At 37.9% G+C, this 15633-nt stretch carries 18 protein-coding genes; 11 read left to right on the forward strand and 7 right to left on the reverse strand.

Annotation, left to right across the window (positions count from 1 at the left end):
* Positions 1–59 precede the first annotated feature (59 nt).
* The 8 genes from ACFSFW_RS01990 (at position 60) to ACFSFW_RS02025 (ending at position 6893) form a co-directional block, all read left to right on the forward strand.
* Positions 60–611, forward strand: coding sequence for a YkoP family protein (locus ACFSFW_RS01990; RefSeq protein WP_304219833.1), 552 nt, complete (start codon positions 60–62; stop codon positions 609–611).
* A 72-nt stretch (positions 612–683) separates the two neighbouring features.
* A complete protein-coding gene (locus tag ACFSFW_RS01995) occupies positions 684–1535 on the forward strand; it encodes a metallophosphoesterase (RefSeq protein ID WP_388034740.1) in 852 nt (283 codons plus the stop codon).
* Between the two features lie 188 nt (positions 1536–1723).
* The gene (locus ACFSFW_RS02000) at positions 1724–2509 is read left to right on the forward strand and encodes a GDSL-type esterase/lipase family protein (RefSeq protein WP_304219831.1); all 786 of its coding nucleotides are present in this window, start codon (positions 1724–1726) and stop codon (positions 2507–2509) included.
* 24 nt (positions 2510–2533) lie between these two features.
* Positions 2534–3115 (forward strand): YpmS family protein, encoded by a 582-nt coding sequence (locus tag ACFSFW_RS02005; protein ID WP_304219830.1) that lies wholly within the window; start codon positions 2534–2536, stop codon positions 3113–3115.
* 114 nt (positions 3116–3229) lie between these two features.
* Positions 3230–4018: a DUF2935 domain-containing protein gene (locus tag ACFSFW_RS02010; protein ID WP_304219829.1), complete on the forward strand. Its 789-nt coding sequence runs from the start codon at positions 3230–3232 to the stop codon at positions 4016–4018.
* Positions 4019–4140: 122 nt separating this feature from the next.
* Positions 4141–5079 carry a phosphotransferase gene (locus ACFSFW_RS02015; protein WP_388034745.1) on the forward strand — a complete coding sequence of 313 codons (939 nt, stop codon included), beginning with the start codon at positions 4141–4143 and terminating at the stop codon, positions 5077–5079.
* A 69-nt stretch (positions 5080–5148) separates the two neighbouring features.
* Positions 5149–5589 carry an SRPBCC family protein gene (locus tag ACFSFW_RS02020; RefSeq protein ID WP_304219827.1) on the forward strand — a complete coding sequence of 147 codons (441 nt, stop codon included), beginning with the start codon at positions 5149–5151 and terminating at the stop codon, positions 5587–5589.
* A 59-nt stretch (positions 5590–5648) separates the two neighbouring features.
* Positions 5649–6893 carry an aminopeptidase gene (locus ACFSFW_RS02025; protein ID WP_388034748.1) on the forward strand — a complete coding sequence of 415 codons (1245 nt, stop codon included), beginning with the start codon at positions 5649–5651 and terminating at the stop codon, positions 6891–6893.
* A 69-nt stretch (positions 6894–6962) separates the two neighbouring features.
* On the opposite strand, the gene ACFSFW_RS02030 is transcribed toward ACFSFW_RS02025, so the two are convergent.
* Positions 6963–7484, reverse strand: a complete 522-nt coding sequence (locus tag ACFSFW_RS02030) for an HD domain-containing protein (protein WP_304219825.1) — start codon at positions 7482–7484, stop codon at positions 6963–6965.
* Positions 7485–7635: 151 nt separating this feature from the next.
* Here ACFSFW_RS02030 and ACFSFW_RS02035 point away from each other — a divergent pair, with 151 nt between their 5' ends.
* Complete coding sequence (locus tag ACFSFW_RS02035) at positions 7636–8379, forward strand: AAA family ATPase (protein ID WP_304219824.1); 744 nt, start codon at positions 7636–7638, stop codon at positions 8377–8379.
* Between the two features lie 63 nt (positions 8380–8442).
* Here ACFSFW_RS02035 and ACFSFW_RS02040 read toward each other — a convergent pair whose 3' ends face one another.
* Both ACFSFW_RS02040 and ACFSFW_RS02045 read right to left on the reverse strand, forming a co-directional pair.
* Positions 8443–9609: a chromate transporter gene (locus ACFSFW_RS02040; RefSeq protein ID WP_388034752.1), complete on the reverse strand. Its 1167-nt coding sequence runs from the start codon at positions 9607–9609 to the stop codon at positions 8443–8445.
* A 15-nt stretch (positions 9610–9624) separates the two neighbouring features.
* Positions 9625–9933 carry a PadR family transcriptional regulator gene (locus ACFSFW_RS02045; RefSeq protein ID WP_099362844.1) on the reverse strand — a complete coding sequence of 103 codons (309 nt, stop codon included), beginning with the start codon at positions 9931–9933 and terminating at the stop codon, positions 9625–9627.
* 176 nt (positions 9934–10109) lie between these two features.
* Here ACFSFW_RS02045 and ACFSFW_RS02050 point away from each other — a divergent pair, with 176 nt between their 5' ends.
* Positions 10110–10805 (forward strand): AIM24 family protein, encoded by a 696-nt coding sequence (locus ACFSFW_RS02050; RefSeq protein ID WP_099362845.1) that lies wholly within the window; start codon positions 10110–10112, stop codon positions 10803–10805.
* Between the two features lie 58 nt (positions 10806–10863).
* Here ACFSFW_RS02050 and ACFSFW_RS02055 read toward each other — a convergent pair whose 3' ends face one another.
* From ACFSFW_RS02055 to ACFSFW_RS02065, 3 genes are all read right to left on the reverse strand, one after another.
* A complete protein-coding gene (locus ACFSFW_RS02055) occupies positions 10864–11850 on the reverse strand; it encodes a glycoside hydrolase domain-containing protein (RefSeq protein WP_388034757.1) in 987 nt (328 codons plus the stop codon).
* Positions 11851–11926: 76 nt separating this feature from the next.
* Positions 11927–13003 (reverse strand): TDT family transporter, encoded by a 1077-nt coding sequence (locus tag ACFSFW_RS02060; RefSeq protein ID WP_388034760.1) that lies wholly within the window; start codon positions 13001–13003, stop codon positions 11927–11929.
* 103 nt (positions 13004–13106) lie between these two features.
* Positions 13107–13736 carry a homoserine/threonine efflux transporter gene (locus ACFSFW_RS02065; RefSeq protein WP_304219820.1) on the reverse strand — a complete coding sequence of 210 codons (630 nt, stop codon included), beginning with the start codon at positions 13734–13736 and terminating at the stop codon, positions 13107–13109.
* 142 nt (positions 13737–13878) lie between these two features.
* On the opposite strand from ACFSFW_RS02065, the gene ACFSFW_RS02070 reads away from it, so the two are divergent.
* Positions 13879–14703, forward strand: a complete 825-nt coding sequence (locus ACFSFW_RS02070; protein WP_388034763.1) for a TrmB family transcriptional regulator — start codon at positions 13879–13881, stop codon at positions 14701–14703.
* A gap of 404 nt (positions 14704–15107) precedes the next feature.
* On the opposite strand, the gene ACFSFW_RS02075 is transcribed toward ACFSFW_RS02070, so the two are convergent.
* Positions 15108–15392 carry a phage holin family protein gene (locus tag ACFSFW_RS02075; protein WP_304219818.1) on the reverse strand — a complete coding sequence of 95 codons (285 nt, stop codon included), beginning with the start codon at positions 15390–15392 and terminating at the stop codon, positions 15108–15110.
* Between the last annotated feature and the right edge of the window lie 241 nt (positions 15393–15633).

The raw sequence follows: 15633 nt of genomic DNA on the forward strand, positions 1-15633 counted from the left end.
TAATTTTTAAAGAAAATAGAGAAAATGAAACTGTAAATGATTGTTAAGGGGATGCATCCATGCTCGCAAAAATGAAGTTGTGTGTGATTACCATTTGGACAATTCTTGATCCGATTTATTATGGACTTACAAGACTTACATATGTAGAGGATAGGGAGATTTTGCGGGTTAAAGTAACAAAATATAAAGGACGTTCATGCGTTCTTGCTGATGGAACCGAGATAAAGAAAAATGATTTATTAATCAAGATTCATTTGCATAATGTGATTTTACTCAGAGAGTTGATTGGACTTCAGGGAGAAACTTCAAAGGCTAGAATGATATACAAGCAAGTGAAGCAAGCACTGCCTGGAGTTGCCGGGTATTTACAAAACCACCCAAAAAGGGATGAAATAAAAGGACTCATTGGTATTACAGCACTAAACAAAGGTAGTAAACGACTTGGCTTTGAAACCGTAGCGATATCAAATAAAGTCTATCTGTGGTTTAAATTAATTGTATTTCTTCCCATGTATGGTATGGCAGTTTCAAATATGTCAGCGCAAAGTATCCGTAGACACCCGATGTATTTATTTATGTCAAAAAATACATTATTGAAGATGTATCAATAGTTATCCATTCATTACCACTGCTTTTTTCGAATTCTATTATCTATAATGGAAGGAGAAAAGGTGGTGTTTTTTGTGAAAATTTTTATCGCTCTTATCGCTATCATAGTAGTTTTCTATTTTCTTAGAAAAGCTAATAAAAATACGTATAAAGTGATTGTTAACAAAATTTCTGTAAACCCAGAACAACAATATGTCAACCCGACACAAGTAAATGTTCTCCACCTATCAGACTTACATCTTGAAAATCTATCGATTACTCCTAATGAATTATACCGACAAGTGAAACATGAAAAAATTGACCTAATAGCCATAACTGGTGACTTCTTGGATCGTCAACGAAGTATTCCAAAACTCATCCCGTATCTAGACATACTAAATAAGATTGCACCTTCACATGGTATTTATGCTGTGTTTGGAAATCATGATTATTTTTTACGAAAGAAAAACTTCGAAAATCTAAAACAGTTGTTAGAGGAACAAGGGGTGAGAACGTTTCAAAATGAAAATGAGTCACTACTGATTCATGGTCATCGATTGAATTTGATTGGGATCGATGATTTTAGTTCGAAACGGAGCAATCTAGTAGAGTCTTATTCATCATTAAAAGCGGGGTATAATCTTGTGTTAACTCACGACCCAAACCTTGTTTTGAAGATGCAGGATTATCATTTTGATTATCTCTTATCTGGCCATTTTCATGGTGGACAAATTTGTTACCCGAAGCCGTATCACTTGGTGAAAATGGGGAAACTTGTTAGAATGAAAATGATAAAAGGTTTTCATACACATGATGGAAAACCGTTTTATATAAACGAGGGATTAGGACAAACAGGGGTTAATATACGCGTTCGAAGTAACCCTGAAATTACCATTCACTCGCTAACGCTTGGAACAAAAGATGTAGCGGAACAACAAGCAATATAAAGCAAAGACGTCCAAATAGACGTCTTTTTTCATCATCTTTTAATGAATTGGCCAAACTTTTATGAAGATTGGAATTATTACTTGAATCGAAGTTATTTCTACGAAATATGAATCCTTAAAGGTTTTTTTACGTATGCTATAATACTAAACTTGTAGACAACAGTCTGGAAAGAAATGTGGTGAGCAAGTTGAATAATCCGATATTATCCATTATTATCACTAGTTTATTATTAAGTGGTTGTTCAGGTGGAATAGCTGCAACAACGACAGGTACAGCCACCAGCGAACATGATACAGGTCTAACTCCAAAGAGTGAAGTACCGGATGATTTTATCCCTAGAGAACTTCGTATTGCATCAATTGGCGATTCATTAACAAAGGGTGTTGGTGATGAAACGAAGCAGGGGGGCTATACTTCGTTGCTGGAGGAGAAGCTTCTTAATGAAAAAGATGTAAAATCGGTTACTCTTCAGAATTTTGGTGTGAAAGGTCATAAAACAACTGACCTTCTAAATCGATTGCAGAATGAGGAAGTACAAGAAGGAATTGCGGATGCTGACATCATTATCATTACCATAGGTGGAAATGATATAATGAAAATTGTGAAAGAGAACCTTTTTGATTTATCATTACATGTGTTTGAAAAAGAACAGGCTAAATATGAGGTACGTTTACAAAAAGTCCTCGAAAATATTAGAAACCATAATAATGAAGCCGAAATCGTACTGGTTGGGCTGTACAATCCGTTTGGTTGGTTTATTGACCTTTCTACGGAAATTAATACAATTGTAGACAATTGGAACGAAGGTAGTGAAAGAATTCTTTCAACATTTGACCATACTAAATTTGTAGTCGTAGACGATGTTTTCAGTCAAACGAGTGACAATCTTTTATCAGAAGATGAGTTTCATCCAAACGCAAAAGGGTATGAAATAATGAGTGAGAGGATTTTTGAAGCAATCATAAATGAGTGATTTCCTTCGTAGAGGGGGTCTTTGATGAAGGTAAAAAATATATGGAAGTTTCTTTTTCTCACACTGCTTGCGCTTAATCTCGTGTGTGTGCTTATCTTTTTCGGGTTGCTTTTCGCACCGAATAAAGAAGTGGCCCCGAAGGAAAATGTCGTATCCACGGATCATGTAAATCTGTCAGTCGAAACGAATAAAGAGGACTTAACGAGAGTAATCAATAACTTTTTGAAAAAAGAAGCAAAGGATAATCCTCTAAATTATAAGGTTTTGTTAACGGAGCGGGTGATGCTCCTTGGAACGATTACTGTATTCGGGAAAGAAATTGATATGGTTATGACATTTAAGCCTGAGGTCATTGAAAATGGGGATTTACTACTACAACAGGAGGCCTTTACCGTGGGTCAAGTGAGTTTACCTGTTTCCTTTGTGCTTAGGTATATTAACGACTATTATAATCTTCCAGAGTGGGTTCAAATTGATTCGAAAAAACAAGATATTTATGTCTATTTGTCCGAAATGAAAATGAAGAGCGATATGAAGGTAGCAGTCGAAACGTTTGATCTAAGCAAGGACGAGTTACGATTCAAGTTGCAAGTTCCAATAGACTAGTGAGCAAACCAATGATTGGTTTGCTTTTTTTTATATATTTTAATCTATGAATGAGTACAATCCGTAACTTCATATCTATGTAAAAGGAAGGGTATGAACAAGGGAGGGTGGGAGATGGCCGATCCAATTGTTACGAGGTCATTAGATGAAATACGCTTTTGGTCTAGAATCATGAAGGAACACGCTTTGTTTTTGAGTTTGGGTTTTACGTATGAACAACAACAATTAATTAATGAAGCAAAGAATTTTATTACAGTGTTTGAAAGAATTGAGGAAAAGCTAGCTCGGTTTTCGGTTAATTCGGAATTACGTCAAGTCCAAGCGTTTAATAATGAAGTGTATCAAGCTGCTGCGTCAATATGGGCATATAAAAGAAAGGTATTAGGGTTAACTTTACGTTGTGAGATTAGATCAAACAATTACCCTTTGCTAGTTGACCATATTAGTAGGGAAGCAGCCTATTTTGCTAATCGATTAAAGGAACTTAATCAAGGAATTCTCGCACCAAAACCAGAAGCCATTATTCAGGAAAATGTTTTCTTCCTTCGAATCATGGCTGATCATGCAAAATTTATTGGACATTTGTTGGATCCTTCGGAAAGAAAGCTTGTTGACCAGGCTAGAGAGTTCAGCCATGACTTCGATCAATTGTTATTTCAAGCAACTGATTTAGATTCAATGCGACCACAGTCGGAAACAAAACCAATTTTAACTCAGTTTTTAGATCAAAATAGGGTATCAGTTGCCTCATTAAGAGATTTTAAGAAAACAGCGAGGGAGCTAATTGAGGCTTGTCGCATAAAAAGTAATATTCATCCTTTGTTGGCTGATCACACATTTAGAGAAGCGGAAAGGTTTTTAGAAATCATTGATTTATTTGAATCGAGTTTACTAAAGAAGTAAATAACGTTGTAACAGGTAAGAGCAAATCGATGTTGATTTGCTCTTTTTTTACTTTAATAAAGGAGTGGAGCATTTTGTTGTGGAAATAGTATGGATATAATAATCGTAAGAGGGGTATATTCATGGAAATGCACTCGGAAAAATGGTTCCTTACTGTAGCTGAAAGAGTTGGATATAAAATCAATGGGCATATAGAAAAGGTTAAAGAGTCTGATTTTTGTTTGATTGTACGAATTCCAACGATGAATGGAGATCTTTTTTTGAAAGAAAATGGGTCCGCCACCAAGCATGAAGCATCATTGTCTAAGTATTTAGATGGGACATTACAAGGTAAAACTGCCCGTATCGTAGCATCTAATGAATCAGAGGGGTGGTTCCTGATGAAGGATATTAAGGGGCAACCACTACGGAATTTAAAGGATAAACAGCTTTGGCAGCGAGCCATACAAGAGTATGCAGAGTTACAGGTTGCCCAAATGGATCATGTAGAAAGCCTTATTTCAATGGGTGTACCCGATCGTAGAATCCCTATACTAAAACAAGAAATTGAACAACATTTATTGGAGATGTGTGGAACAGGACTCTCAGAGGAAGAAACGAAAAAAGTCATGTCCCTCCAACCAGAATTTCTCGAGATGTGTGATTATTTGGGGTCGATATTGTCAGCTTCAATAGAGCATGGGGACCTTCATTCAAATAATATTAGACTAGTTAACGAGAATATCGTGTTTTTTGATTGGGGCGATGCATCTGTTTCCCATCCATTTTTTAGTACTCGTATTTTCTGGCATGCGCTTGATGATTTCGTCAAGGAAGAAACCGATTGGCTTGGAGTTGTTGAGGAATTTCGCCCATACTATCTAGAGCCATGGACAAAATTTGCATCCATGAATGAATTAGACAGAGCATTACGAGTGTCAGATGAGTTGGCATGTGTACAGCGTGCACTCAGTTGGCATTTATATTTGACACCATATTGCAAAAATAAAACTGAATTTGCAGCAAGACCAGCACAATGGCTACGGCTTTTAATGGAGCATCGTTCTTTGGTTGGGAAGTGAAAAAGCGTAAAGATATATTTTGAAGATTCAATAGGCTGATTATTATTCTTCTGAAGGGTGAGTTGTAACATGATTTCTGAGATAACATCAAAAATGCGAATTGATAAGTCGACAAGTGAAGTATTTGAAGCTTTAGTAGACCCAGAAAAAATCGGAAACTATTGGTTTTCAAATAGTTCGGGTCGATTGGAAGAAGGAAAGAAAATTACGTGGCTTTATCAGGAATATAATGCAGAATTAACAATTAAAGTAGTAGAGGTAGAACAGGATAAAAGAATTGTGTACAAATGGGGAGAAGGTGAGCATGAAACGACAGTAACTTTTTACTTGCGAAAAGAGCAAAATGGAAGCACAGTGTTAGAGGTAACAGAATCAGGTTTTAACGCCAACGACCCTGAAATCGTAAACATTCTATTAGGTCAAAAAGAGGGGTGGATGTATATGCTCACCTGTTTGAAGGGATATTTGGAAAATGGTATTTCTACGCTTAGAGGTTCTTTGATTCATTAGGAAATTCAATTTGTGTTATGCTAGTATAATGATATACATAATTTATTGGGGGTAATGAGATGGCTCTTCCACATTTTGAGGAGAATTTAAAAAAGTATGCGAAGCTTTTAGTAGCTAACGGACTTAATGTACAAAAAGGTGATTGGGTTAAGATGACTATTACGGTTGATCAGGCTCCACTTGCTCGCCTTGTGACAAAAGAGGCATACACATTAGGGGCTGAAAAGGTTATTGTAAAGTGGTCTGACGATGAAATTACAAAAGAACACTATCTATATCAGCCACAAGAGGTTTTGACTGATATTCCTGAATACGAAATTCAAGAATCAGATGATCATGTTCTCAATCATAAGGTATGCCGACTTTCGATCGTATCAAGTGATCCAGGCTTTCTAAGTGGGGTTGATCCTGCAAAAATCTCTGCTTATCAAAACAAAGCTGCAAAGGCTTTCAAAGTACAACGGGTTGCGACCCAAAACAATGATTTAAAATGGACAGTTGCAGCTGCTGCTGGAGCAGGTTGGGCGGCTAAAGTATTCCCGGACCTTGCAACAACTGAAGAGCAGGTGGATGCACTTTGGGATCAAATTTTCAAAACATGCCGAGTGTATGAGGAAGACCCTGTTGCTGCATGGGATGAGCATACAAAAGTCTTGAATGAAAAGGCAGCCAAGTTAAATGAAATCCAATTTGATTCGTTGCACTATCGAGCACCAGGTACGGATTTAAAACTTGGTTTGCCAAAGAACCATATTTGGGAAAGCGCTAGGAGCTATAATCCAAAAGAAGAAGAATTTATCGCAAATATGCCGACTGAAGAGGTGTACACGGCTCCAGATACACGCCGTATGGACGGTGTAGTTCGAAGCACAAAGCCATTAAGCTATGCAGGCACTTTAATTGAAGGTATTGTGGTTCATTTTAAAGATGGTAAAATCGTCGACATCTCCGCAGAAACGGGAGATGAAATTATGAAGAAACTTGTATTTGATAATGAGGGTGGAACAGGTCTGGGGGAGATTGCATTAGTACCAGATCCATCACCAATTTCTCAATCAGGTATTACTTTCTTTAATACGTTATTCGATGAAAACGCGTCAAATCACCTTGCGATTGGTGCAGCATACCCTACAAATCTTCAAGGTGGCACGAAAATGAATGAAGACGAACTAAAAGAAAGTGGCTTAAACGTGTCAACTGTGCACGTCGATTTTATGATTGGTTCAAGTGATATGGATATAGATGGCATTAAACAAGATGGTACAGTCGTTCCGATTTTCCGAAAAGGTGATTGGGCTATATAAGAATGTAACGAAGTCCAGGAGAAAGTTGAAAAAAGCATTTTCTCTTGGGCTTTTTAATTTGGCTTGAATTTATTGGTGTTTGTCCATTTCTTCTTCTACTAAGGCATCTAATCTCTCAATCATTTTCTTCGCTTTGTCCTCATCAATTTCACGATAGTGGTGAAGACCACCTTCTTCTTCATCCAGTTCATCTGCAAGCTTTGTTATGGCTTGGAGTGGCGTACGCTTGATGAAACCTTCTTCGATATAGGAGTCCGTGTGGAATAGTATCGCATACGCAATTTCTTTGGCATACTTAGGATTTTCTCCTAATCGAATCAATAATTTATGAGCACGTTCTGCCCCTTTAATGGCATGAATGTCATTTTCCTTGTACATGCTATAATCCCATTTTCCATTCTTATACCATGTATAATGCCCCATATCATGTAGCAAAGCTGCCTTTGTAGCAAGATCGACAGAAACATCTTGCTGCTTGGCCATTTTGAATGCATGGTAAGCACAAGCAATCGCGTGAGCCTTACCAGAACGAGACAGGTATTTTTGTGCAATCCTATGATTATAAACTTCCGTTAACGTAACATATCTCATTTTCAGGCCTCCCAAAAAAGATAAATTTTTTGAATCTTATCATGTATGAAAGATATTATCAAGAGAGAAACATCCAATTTGATTCGTAATGGGTGGAAGAGCAAAGCGAAAGTGTTAAAATGGTTGTATTACGTGAGTGTGGTGATTTGTTTTGTTTTTAAGGAGTGTAAAATTAATATCGGAAAAAATACATAATGAGCGGGAATATCCTTATTCGATACCAAGTATTAGAGGTCTCGAACAACTTGATTTTTATGAACCTGTTACGTTTTTTGTAGGTGAAAATGGGTCGGGAAAGTCCACTTTGCTTGAGGCAATTGCCCACCAGTGTGGGTTTAATAGTGGGGGAGGGGGTAGAAACAATTCCTACAATTTTGAAGAGGCGCCCCCAGCCTTAAGTAAGTCAATTCGACTCTCATGGATGCCAAAGATCAATCAAGGCTTCTTTTTACGAGCAGAAAGCTTTTTCCACTTTGCCTCTTATTTGGATCAATTGGCCGAGGAGGATCCAACTTTTAACTATGAAGGGTATGGGGGAAAGTCCTTGCATGAGCAATCCCATGGTGAGTCGTTTTTGTCTCTATTTTTGAATCGATTTGGTGATCAAAGTATTTATCTTTTGGACGAGCCTGAGGCGGCGTTATCTCCAGCGCGGCAGCTTGCCTTTTTACGTGTGATACGTGACCTAGCTAAAGGGGGAAATGCACAATTCATAATTGCAACCCATTCACCGATATTACTGGGATATCCGGGGGCTCAGATTTATAATTTTGATGCATCACCAATTGAGCAGATCGAATATGAAGAAACTGAGCATTATCAGATCACGATGGGTTTTTTAAATCGGAGAGAACGATACTTGGACGAGTTGTTTAGAGAAGATGAGGAGGAATAGGATAATCAACCTGTTCACGTTACAAGCCGAATGAGATTAAAAAAAGACTACCCAATTGGTAGTCTAAAACAAACTAATAATCGCACCGCCAATTGCACCTGTCACCACTACAATCCAAGGTGGTAGTTTCCAATAGACAAGCATGCTGAACAAAATGGCTGCGAATGCAAAATCGATGTGTGCAAACACAGTGCTGGTCCAAATTGGGTGATAGAAAGCAGAAATCAATATTCCAACCACAGCTGCGTTAACCCCCATAAGTGCTCCTTTAATTTTAGGGTTGCGGCGTAAAGAATCCCAGAACGGTAATGTTCCTAAAATGAGTAGAAACGCAGGTAGAAAAATAGCCACCGTTGCAAGTAGTCCACCTTGCCATCCATTTATCACAGCACCAAGATAGGCAGCAAATGTAAACAGTGGTCCGGGAACGGCTTGTGCTGCTCCATACCCAGCAAGGAACGCTTCTTCACTTAACCATCCTGTTGGAACAAATTCACGTTCTAACAATGGTAATACAACATGCCCGCCACCGAAAACAAGCGAACCTGATCGGTAAAAGCTATCAAACATTGCAATCCATTCCAAAGAAGTAACTTCTCTTAAAATCGGTAAAACAATGAGCAAACCGAAAAACAATATCAAACAGAAAGCTGCGAATTTACGAGATATTGGGAACTGTAAATTGGTAGTCTCGCTATCTGTTTGATTTTTAAATAAGATAAATCCTAAAATGGCTGCTATGAGAATAACGCCTACCTGTGTAAAGGCAGTCTGCCATAGTAAAGTTCCAACTAAAGCAAAAAGTGCAAGTGATTTTCTCTTTAAATCTGGCGTGAGTTTTTGTGCCATTCCAAGAATTGCATGTGCCACAACGGCTACGGCCACCAATTTTAATCCATGAATCCAGCCAGCAGTTCCGATATCCAACCCTTGTAGGATTACCGCAAATAGAATGAGTGCAATGACAGACGGGAGAGTGAACCCTAGGAATGAAACAATTCCACCGAGTACTCCTGCACGCATCACACCAATACCAATTCCGACTTGGCTACTAGCAGGGCCAGGCAAAAACTGACACAAAGCAACTAGGTCTGCATAGGTCTTTTCATCCATCCATTTACGCCGACGGATATATTCTTCGTGAAAATAACCTAAGTGTGCCACAGGTCCCCCAAAAGATGTCAAACCGAGTCTTGTTGATACAACAAGAATTTCAAGTAAATTTTTCATGTTTTCCCCCTTCAACTAATCCTTAATTTCTTTGAAAAGCTCATAAGCCTTGTTTCGAGCTTCGATAAGAACGGAATTTCCTTTATCGGTTGTGGTATAATATTTTCTAATTTTTCCTTCTACATTTTTTTCTTCTTTTTCTAATAGACCATCTGACTCCATGCTGTGGAGGATCGGGTAGAGTGTACCTGAACTTATGACATATCCATGCTCTCTAAGTTCTTCGAGCATCCATGCCCCAAAAATAGGGTGTTCTTTTGCATGGTGTAAAATATGAATCTGGATGAACCCAAGAAAAAGCTTCCTCAATATTTTATCTTCCACTATAGTTACCACCAATCACGTTGATATAGAAAACCAATATCGGAAATCGATATCGAAATTATAGCATGTAAAAGAGGATACCTAAAGTCAAAAATGGAAATTTACAAAACCTTAACAATCTGAAACCTTTTTACTAGGCTATACGTATAACAAACTAACGAAAGGATGTGGGGGATATGAGTAAATATTCAATTTCGGAATTTATAAAAAACACAGAGCAAGAAGACAAAGGTGAGGGATTGTTTGAATTAGAGACTCCTAGAATGCTTGAAGTCAATTTGAATGGGATGATTTGGGCAAAAGCAGGGTCAATGGTGGCCTATAATGGAAAAATCAAGTATGAAAGAGAAGGAATCCTGGAGCATGGCCTTGGGAGCATGTTTAAGAAAGCGTTAACAGGAGAAGGGGCATCGTTAATGAAAGCAAATGGGCAAGGGAAACTGTACTTGGCCGACAGCGGGAAAAAAATTATCATTCTGCAACTACAGAACGAATCAATCTATGTAAATGGGAATGATCTTCTTGCCTTTGAACCATCCTTGAAGCATGAAATAAAGCTTATGAAGCGGGTTGCGGGTATGATGGCTGGTGGATTATTCAATGTTCGATGTGAGGGGAGTGGAATGCTTGCGATTACGACTCATTATGAGCCACTTACATTGCGGGTAACGCCAGGAAAACCAGTTATCACAGATCCGAATGCAACAGTTGCTTGGTCTGGAAATCTCCACCCTGAGTTCCAAACGGATATTTCGTTTAAAACATTTGTAGGCCGTGGAAGTGGAGAATCGATTCAAATGAGATTTGAAGGTGATGGCTTTGTCATCGTTCAGCCGTATGAAGAGGTTTATATGCAGCAATCGAATAGCTGATAATTGAAAAGAAGCATAAGAGGTAAACTCATGCTTCTTTTTCATGTTTCCCATTTTCTTAAGGTCTCCACAAGACATCGACGAGTTCACGTTTGAAAAGGTTTGTGTCGATGTTACAAGTTTCGGAGTCTAAGCCATATTGCCAGCCCCATGCAAGTGAGCCTTCTGGAGCACTCGGATTATATTTTGGTGCTTTGGTTTCTGCTGTTATTCCTACACTAGGGGCAGCTGTCCAAATATAGTTCTGTTCAAGGATGGCGGCGTTGCTTTTTCCGGCCTCTTGATAGGCTTTAAACAAAGCTTGTTCAGGGTCAAATACGCCATAAATCCCAGATTTATACGGTGAGCCTTCAATGGTTTCAAACCATCCTTTAATAAACTCTGAATCAACTGGGTAGGTTGGTTCTATATCAGCAAATATAGCAACTCTCTCTGGGATACCAATTTCACCAGCTAGTTTAAGTGCTTCCTTAGCATGTGCAACCCCATTGTCATAACCTGTTGCCTCATTAAAATGATTGTAGATTGGTAGAATAAAATCGCCTTCAGCATGGATAATCTCCACTTGTTCAGCTGAAAGACCTACTGAGATTCCTTCGCGATCGCCAAGATAACGACCAAATACAACTAGGTCACCAAAATTCTCTTTTACGCAAGCATAAAAATCTTTTGTCGTTTCACTTGCAGAATCAATTCCCCAAACAATCTCTGGGAGTTCATCACTTGGTTTTGCTTTATCATTGTTGTTTTGTTCTTCTTTATTTTGTTTTTCATCTTCTTTTTGCTTATCTTTTTCACTTTGTTTTTCTGAATCTGTTTTCTTTTCAGGTTCATTATTCTTTTCTTGATTTTGTTGTTCCTGGTTATCAGCCGGTGGTGGTTTTTTCTTATCTGTATTGGAAGGAGGGGGAGTTATCGGTGTTTCGGTCGTTGGGTTCGATGTTACGGGCTTTGCTTTATCCTCAGTTACATAGAAAAACACCGCACAGCTTAAAAGGAACCCGATGATTACGGATATGAGTATATTAAATCCTTTCTCTGTCATTTTATCACCTCACCTTTGTCACCTTTTATATATATGTCAGGTGACAGTGTGCGGTGTGGGCTTGGAATGTTGGAACTTAAATCGAGATGTCCGATACGGAGCTCTTATACGTAGCTTGGTGAAGCTGCATTATATACCTCATACTTAGAAAAACCTCAAACACGATTAGCGTTAAAATGAGCCAAATCCCAAAAGATAGGACAAAATGCCGGATATGTAAAATAATCGTGATATCTGTTTGGAGGCGGAATGTAAATGTATCAAACATGGCAAAGGTAAATATCCGGCTCCACTGGGTGACATCGTAAATAAAAATTCCTTTTTTAATTCCAAAATGTTTAAGTCGTGAATAAAGCCTAATGATCTCAATTGTCTCAACAAGTAAGTAAATAGCAAAGACGATCATCCAGACCATGACGATGATAGTAGGATCGACATTTCCGGATACAATGCAGGCAATTCCAGAAATGGACAAGGCCCCGTGGAGAATACAGTTTGTGTTATTCCAGTCATTCTTGATGGACCAGCTTTTTCGGATGTATCTTTTACCGATAAAATAAACCCCAACACAATAGAAAAGGAACCCGATCATAAGCAAGCTTGTGTTCAAGTAGGTTGGAACCTCAGGATATATGGTGTTTAATAAAAGTATTATAGACTGTGTACTAACAGTGGTTAATAATACAATCCCGTGAACCTTATGGTAGGAACTGGTTTTATGGATTTCGAAAAAGGATACTATCGATATAATTATATAAAATAGCCAGAATCCGAAGTTCACAAGTGAGATGAGCATCGCGGGAATAAACCAATCGTTATAAATGTAAAGTAAAATTCCACAAATGGAGGAAGCGGCCACCCATGTTCCAATCCCAAATCGATTGATAGGATTTTTGAGATGGAGCTCCCTGAATTTTCCCTTCCAAATGGTCATTCCTAAAGAAAAAAGAAATGACAACCATAGTGTAATATTGATCATCACTATAATCCCACCATAAACATCAAAGCCTGTTGTGAAATAGTTGGATAAAACCCCACGTGTCATAATCCCAATCGCCATTACCGCGGCTAAAGTTGAAGTTTTAACTAAAAGATTGGTGTATTTTATGTAGATAAATCCGACTAATATGAGCAGTATCCATAATAAAATCAATATAATCACCTTTTAAATCTAATTAATTACTAATCTATGTTACCATGTTATGCCTGAGTAGGAAAAAAATCCGTTCAATGGATGAACGGATTTAAGTTGGGTATTAGATTCCGGTTTTAATGCCAAAGCCGACAAGGATTAAACCGGTTGACTTTTGGAATACTTTATTGAATTTGGGATTGTTGAACCATTTTTTTGCGTAATCAAGGATTGATACGAGGAGTAAAAACCAGACAATGGCAAGGATGGACATAATAAGGCCCATTATGATTAATTGTTGGTTGATGTTCTCGTTCAAATCAATAAACTGGGGCATGATTGTGATGTATACGAGAACGGTCTTTGGATTAAGTATGTTACTAAGCAACCCTTGCAAAAATGAGTCCTTATGATGTTTTTTGGTAGGTGTAACTTGATTCTTTGCTTGTTCTTGAAGCTCATTCAATGACAAGGAGCTTTTTGTGAAGAAGCTTTTGATTCCTAGATAGATTAAGAAGGCAGCACCTGCATATTTAATAAAACTAAACAAAAACACTGACTTCGCAATTACAACGGATAACCCAAGAACGGCAATAAGTGTCCAAAATGCAAGTCCCATAGACGTTCCAAGGAGGGTATAGCGACCAGCTTTTGGACCGTATGTAAGTGTGTTTTTGATGATTAACATCGTGTCCACTCCGGGAATTATAACCATCATAGCTGCGATTGGTAAGTAGGCAATTAGGTTATCCATTATCTGTAGACCTCCATGTTGGTTTTAGTGACTACTACAGTAACTACTTTCAAAAATATTGTAGCAGATATGATTGGAATGCATCAATACTTTTTGTTAATATATTAGTTACAAAGGTAGCGACTATTTTGGAGGAACGAAATTGAATAATATTTTTGATACATTAAAAAATTTGCATTTTACCGAGTATGAGGCGAAGGCATATTTGAGCTTATTGGAAGAATCACCATTAACAGGCTATGCGGTTGCAAAAAATTCTGGTGTACCTCGTTCGAAAATTTATGAGGTATTGGACAATCTAGTTATGCGTGGGGATATATTGGTTAGTCCAGGTAATACTCCGCAATACACACCGGTACCTGCGAAGGAACTGATTCGACACCGACGTACGAAGGCAGAGGAAAATTTTGATAGGGCAGAGAAGTTTTTCGAAAACTTTGAGCGCTCGGTTCATGACCGTGAAAATATTTGGAATATCACAGGGGATACAGAAATTCTGGATAAAGTGCGGACATGTATCGAATCGGCTAACAAACGAATTTTGTTAGAAGTGTGGAAAGAGGAGTATGAGTTATTAGCAGATGATTTAAGAACAGCTGCCCAAAGGGGTGTAAATGTAACGATTATTGCATACGGGGAGGTTGAATCTGATTTTGCCAATGTGTACTTATATGATATGAGCCTTGATATTACGGACGAATATGGGGGTAGATGGCTCGTATACAGTGGTGATGATTCAGAAGTCGTAGCTGGAATCGTGTCTCTAGGTAAAGATAGTCGCGCAGCGTGGACGATGCATGTTGGACTAGTCATGCCAATAACGGAGGTCATCATTCATGATTTATATTTGATGGAGCTGTTAAACAAGCATCGTGATATTCTAGAAGAAAGCTTCGGCAAAAACCTGATTGACCTACGTCATAAATTTTCAATCCACCCGGATTTCAAAAAGCATTATGTGAAGTAAAATAGTTATGGAGCGTTGGTCATGGATCAGCGCTTTTTTATGTAGAATGGAGAACGTGTTTATGGAAAGGGTTATGGATAAAACAGGAAAAAGTTATAGTATAATGGGCGGATAAGATGTGTGTTTTGGATGAAACTGGAAGAGGTCGTGTCATAAAGATGAAATATGGTTTGAGTATTGGATGAATCTGGAAAAAGTTGTAGCATAAAGACTAAATAAGGTATAGGTTTTGGATAAAAATGAAAGAAGCTATAGCGTAAAGATGAAATATGGTATGAGTATTGGATGGAACTGGAAAAAGTTATAGCATAAAGACTAAATAAGGCATAGGTTTTGGATAAAATAGGAAGATGTCAAGGGAAATCGTCCTTTGGGGACCCAAAAAAGTCCCCTTGGTTGGCTAATTACTCATCCTTTTTATCCTTAACAGAGGAGATCCCGTGGAGTGTGTTTTTGATGAGGTCTTCAGAGATCATAGTAGCGCCTGTGACAAGGATAGCTTGCACAACGGATTGAATAATGAAGCCATAGTAAAGTAGACAGGCGATGGTGGCGAAGCCTAATTGAATCCACCTGTGGGTCCACTGTGGAATGAAAGGAGTATCTTTAAGGATAAGCCCAATGAAATAAAGAACAGGTATTAAAATAAACGCATCTTGCCGGATATAAAATTTTAAATTGAGATCCATTTTTTCACCTTCAACATATCAAATCCCTTTTAGGATAAATTATTCCAAAACGAAGGTATTGGTTAGTGTGAAAAGGATATTTTAAATTTTTAGAGAATTATTTGACTATAACCCTATCAATATAGTATTACTAAATAGAAGGATGATTGAAAGCGATTTCCAAAATTTAAATACAGACAGCCTGTCCTTCTCTTATTCAGAATGATTTATTTTCAATGCAAGTAAATATGTTTTGAAATTG

It is taken from the genome of Ferdinandcohnia salidurans (assembly GCF_042680725.1).
In the GTDB taxonomy this organism is placed as follows: domain Bacteria; phylum Bacillota; class Bacilli; order Bacillales; family Bacillaceae_L; genus Ferdinandcohnia; species Ferdinandcohnia salidurans.